At 54.4% G+C, this 4,652-nt stretch carries 6 protein-coding genes; 4 read left to right on the top strand and 2 right to left on the bottom strand.

All coding sequences use genetic code 11. The features are described 5' to 3' along the window. Window positions 1–200: 200 nt before the first annotated feature. Window positions 201–797: a site-specific integrase gene (locus JUK32_RS02940; RefSeq protein WP_204137359.1), complete on the bottom strand. Its 597-nt coding sequence runs from the start codon at window positions 795–797 to the stop codon at window positions 201–203. Window positions 798–1,112: 315 nt separating this feature from the next. On the opposite strand from JUK32_RS02940, the gene JUK32_RS02945 reads away from it, so the two are divergent. From JUK32_RS02945 to JUK32_RS02960, 4 genes are all read left to right on the top strand, one after another. Continuing rightward, entirely contained in the window at window positions 1,113–1,379 is a 267-nt protein-coding gene (locus JUK32_RS02945) for a hypothetical protein (RefSeq protein WP_204137360.1), read from the top strand. 1 nt (window position 1,380) lies between these two features. Further along, window positions 1,381–1,587 (top strand): hypothetical protein, encoded by a 207-nt coding sequence (locus tag JUK32_RS02950; protein ID WP_204137361.1) that lies wholly within the window; start codon window positions 1,381–1,383, stop codon window positions 1,585–1,587. Between the two features lie 106 nt (window positions 1,588–1,693). Beyond that, window positions 1,694–1,972, top strand: coding sequence for a hypothetical protein (locus JUK32_RS02955; protein ID WP_204137362.1), 279 nt, complete (start codon window positions 1,694–1,696; stop codon window positions 1,970–1,972). Next, complete coding sequence (locus JUK32_RS02960) at window positions 1,965–2,480, top strand: hypothetical protein (RefSeq protein WP_204137363.1); 516 nt, start codon at window positions 1,965–1,967, stop codon at window positions 2,478–2,480. Before JUK32_RS02955 ends, JUK32_RS02960 begins: the two co-directional genes overlap by 8 nt. A 75-nt stretch (window positions 2,481–2,555) precedes the next feature. Here JUK32_RS02960 and JUK32_RS02965 read toward each other — a convergent pair whose 3' ends face one another. Next, window positions 2,556–3,947, bottom strand: a complete 1,392-nt coding sequence (locus tag JUK32_RS02965; protein ID WP_204137364.1) for an Ig-like domain-containing protein — start codon at window positions 3,945–3,947, stop codon at window positions 2,556–2,558. Window positions 3,948–4,652: the final 705 nt, after the last annotated feature.

Raw genomic sequence — 4,652 nt, forward strand, 5'->3', positions numbered from 1 at the left:
GGCTCAGGAAATTTGAGGCCATCTTTCAGGGATGGTCACTAGCCCAGGAGGGATTTATGTGTACTTAGTAGCCCAAACCTGGGAGAGGGGCTTTGAAGACACGGTTTGTGTAGTTCCGCTTTAGGGAATCGATATAAGCAGCCGTTTAGGGGCGATCGCGGAAATTGACCGCATTGAGCGCGATCGCCGTCCCGTAAGCATCATCCCACTTCCCACTGGCTATCCAGGGCGGCTTGTTGAGAGGCTGCGGCCTCTGCGCCAGATATATCGAGATACCGCTCTAGGTCTGACAGCGACTTGTGCCCGGTAATGCGCTGAATGGCTCTCAGGGGAACTCCGGCCTGGTGCAAGTGGGTCGCCTGACTGCGCCGAAAGGAATGCAGCCCCACCCCATCAAAACCCAGCAAGTCAGCGGCTCGTCTCAGATGCTTGTCCACCGCTCGGGTGGTGATATGGCCCTTGGTGCCACTGCTAGGGAACAGATAGCCCGCACTGGGCAAGTCAGCCGCTGCCAGGATGCTCAATAGCTGCCGGGGAATGGTCGCCGTCTTGGTCGTGCGTGTCTTGGTGGTGGTGGCCCGGTAGATGATGCGATCGCCCTGGATATCCTTCGCCTGCAACTGCACCACCTCACCCACTCGCGCCGCCGTGAAATATGCCATCTCACAGATGATCCGATACGGCTGGTCCAACTCGGCCCACAACTGCTTTAACTGTTCTGGGGGCAACACTGCTGCCTGGCCAAACCGATTAGATTTTGTCACCGCCACCCGCAAACTCTGTTCTCCCTCCAGCATATTCGTCTTTTCAGGAAAAGAGGAACGGCTCTACTTAAGTCCAGACCACAGATTCACGACAAACCAGGGTGTTCAGCGTTTCTTATCGTTCGTCATCACCCCGTCAACGGCTGAAACCCTTGAAAACTCGTCAAACCATCAGCCAGACTTATCGCTACCCTGAAAAGCAGTCAGGTCAGGTTGTCATCACTCAGCCCATGTGCTTGTCATCAGTTCGTCATCAACGTTGTCATCACATCCCCGGAGTTTTGTCATCAACCCACCCCCAACTTTGTCATCACCTGACGAGTCATGATTCAGGGAGCTGTCATCACTATGAGCACCAAAAAAAGTAATCCATTGTTATCCGTTCGCATCTCTCCAGAACTGAATGAATTATTAGAAGCTCATATGGAAACGACGGGGGGAACGCGATCGGATGTCGCCATTGAAGCGTTAGAAAGATTCCTCCGTCCGGCCAGCCTGGATGATGAATTGCCCCACCTGAAACGACGGCTCCAGCAGTTAGAAACCGTCATGCAGCAGTTAACTTCCCAAAGTCTCAACCATAATGAAAGGAACGTTGAGGCTGACATAGGCTGATATGGGCATTCCAGGGCAGCGATCGCGCCGGGGCCAGGGTGAGCTTTACGACCAACCGAAGACCGAGCATGTGTTAATTTTGCTCACTCCGGCAGGCCGTAAATTGCTCGATCAAAAAGTTGCCGATTATAATCAGAGCCTCGATGAAAGAATCTCGCGATCGGAGTTTATCGAACGCTGGGTAAGAGGGTTAATCATCTCAAAATAAGCCCTGTTTGTATCGTTACAGGCCATATATAGGGCAGTTTTCCTCATGTCAAGCATTTTCTAAACGGTTAGAAATTGACCTAGAGGTTGTTTCGTGGGACTGCCTGATGGTGCTTGATTATGCTTTGGTGATGGGTGCCATTGGGGCAGTGGCAAGTTTCCTGGCCTGGTATCGGGCTTACACCCGGTCCATGTACGCTCGTGAGCGAGAAATTAGCCACATTCATAGGTCCATCGAGCAGCAAAATAGCAACGTTTTGCAGCTGTTCTCCGAAATCGAGGCTCGCTTAGAGTCCACGACTAGAGGCATTGGACAACTTTCTAATCGAGTTGAACGCTTAGAAATCGCGTACAGTTTTACATTCAAAGGGGGCCAAGATGGCTAGAGTTAAGGGCGGTCTATTTTCGATTGAGGCATCTGGGCAATTTGCTCAAAGCCTGGTGTTTGATAAACGGGGCTATGTGCGCCAGTATGTCGAACCAAGCAATGCTAAGACAGAGGGCCAAGGCAATCAACGGCAGAAGTTTCAAGGGCTGCAACGGGCGGTCGGGGGCCTCAATACCGTGGCCCGTGAAGCGGCAGGGCTGTACTCGCCGACCACCTATCGTTGGGGGGCTTATGTGAATAGCCAGATGAATAGCTACTACAACGATGTCTCGGTGCAATATGCGGCGTTGGCCTCCGCGACTCAGGATGAGTGGGATGCGGCAGCCAACGGCGGCGGGTTGTTTGAAACCTCGCCGATTGAATACGCGACCAACGCGGTCGATAGTGCGGGTAAGCTGCTCTATCTGTTGGCCTACGTGTTCTACGTCTCGATGGGTGATCCGGGGGGCGTGGGCGACCTGGCGGCGGGGGGTGCCGCTGCCGCTTGGGCGGGTTATCTTTTGTAAGTGAACAAGTTGCTTTTGGATTCATCGACCTCGGCTGCTCCGGTAGCCGGGGTTTTTTGTGGTTTCAGTCGCTGATTAGGTGGCGGGGGTGGTGCCGTCATAGGCCACCGCTAAATTTTCGTCCAGCAAAAGCTGATTGAGTGACAGCCATTCATGTTCAGCGGTGGTGCCATCCTGATACCACAGGATGCCGAGCCAGCGCCCGTACTTCCCGGTTGACTCAGTCTCCACGCGAACCGCGATCGCTGCCTCGAATAAGATTTCCTGCACTCGGGCTCTCGCCAGTTGTCCCGTGGCCGTGTTCACGGTGGGGCAGTTGATGCCCAGGAGCCGCACAGTTTCGTGGATGGTGACACCGAAGCCCAGGTGGGCCTTGCCCTGAACGGTGTCGCCGTCGTTCACAAAGGTGGTTTCAAAGGGATAAAGCTTCTCTTTGAGCAGATAGTCGATTTCCTGGGCGGGGGGTAAGCTCAAGTCCTCAGCAACGGTGACGTGAACGGTCGCCATCGTCCCGCCGCCTTGGCCATCGGTGATGCCGTAGGTGAAGGTGTCGCTGCCGACAAAGCCGGGGTTTGGCGTGTAGGCGATGGAGCCATCGGCCATCGTGGCGGTGCCGTTCTGGGGAGTATTGACGGTTTCTAGGGTGAGGGGGTTGCTGTCGGGGTCGCTGTCGTTGGCCAGGGCCGGAATCAGGATGGTGTTGTTTTCGAGCACCGTCACGTAGTCATCTGCGGCGACTGGGGGTTGGTTGGTGGCTTGAACGGTGACGCTGACGGTGCCGGTGTCGGTGCCGCCGTTGCCGTCAGCCACGGTGTAAGTGAAGGAGTCCGGCCCGACGTAATTGGCGGGGGCGGTGTAGCTAATTGATGCGCCATTGATGGTGGCCGTGCCGTGGGTGGGGGTAGAGACCGACTGAAGCACCAAACCATCACCATCGGGGTCTGAGTCGTTGTCGAGAATCGGGATGAGGATGGAGCCGCCACTGGTCACCGTCGCGCTGTCGTCCGTCGCGGTCGGTGGGGTGTTTGCTGGGGGCGGCGGGGCGACCAGCTCAACCTCTATGTAATCGGCATAGGGCCAAGTATTACTTCCTTTAAGGAGCCCGACTTCAAGCCAATCACCCGTGTCGATTTGCACTGCTTCTAAGACTGCCGCAATGGTACGGTTCACAGCGGCTGGGTTACTGTAAAGGCCAGTTGGATAGACAACCTTGGATGCCTTGATGGTGCGGCTAGCGAGGTCTGAGAGCACCCGAACGGTGATTGTGCCGCTGCCAGATGCGGTGTCCCAATACTTCAGGTCAATGCGATAGAGGCCGCTGGGCTCACTCCACTGCTGTTGACAAAGCCCCTCTACCCCTGAGTTGTTTCCATAAACGCCAGCGCCGCCGCTGCCGTTCGCTAAGTCGTTCCACGAGCTGACTACTACGCCGCCGCTCATCTCCGTTTGTTCCAATTCAATTCGCATGCTTCCTCCGGTGACGCTACTATTACCCTCCTATCAAGGCGGACTCGTGTACCTGTCGCCAAAATGAGCGATCGCTTTGCGCAACGGTTCAAAGATCAGCGATCGGGTAACTTCAGTTGTATCTTGTCGAGTCCAGATCGAGTCCAAAATATATTCAAATTCTTTAGAAGCCTTTATATAAAAGGCTTTTGAGTAGCTAAACCTGCCGACTTGAAATCGGATGAGCCGCAAGGTTCCCAGGGTTCGAATCCCTGCCTCTCCGTTGTTTCATAGCCCTCTGTTTGCGCTAGTGACTGCAAATAGTGCGAATATTGTGAGGATTTTTAGTCGTATTTGAGTCGTGCGGGAACAGCGATTAGAGCGGGAATCCGCTAAGTTTACTTGCGTCAGTATTTGGCAGAATGGTGGCTCTTACGTCTTGAGGGCTAGTTTGCCACCGAAGCCGGGAAAGCAAGGGAAGTGGCGGCAGCAGTGGGTTTCGATTCGCTGTAAGGCGACTAAGGCGGGGCTGAAGGTGGCTCAAGCGAAAGCGGCAAAGCTCGAATCAGACTTAATGCTAGACCGGTTCGATTGGGCTGATTGGCTGAAAAATACGACTTGACCTTACCTCGAAAAAGTGGACATTCCTGCAGAGTCGACAAGGAAGGAGAATGTTCAGATGACTCAGAAACCGCGAAGGACATTTACAGACGAGCAAAAAGCAGA

It is taken from the genome of Halomicronema sp. CCY15110, from assembly GCF_016888165.1.
Taxonomy (GTDB): domain Bacteria; phylum Cyanobacteriota; class Cyanobacteriia; order Phormidesmidales; family Phormidesmidaceae; genus Halomicronema.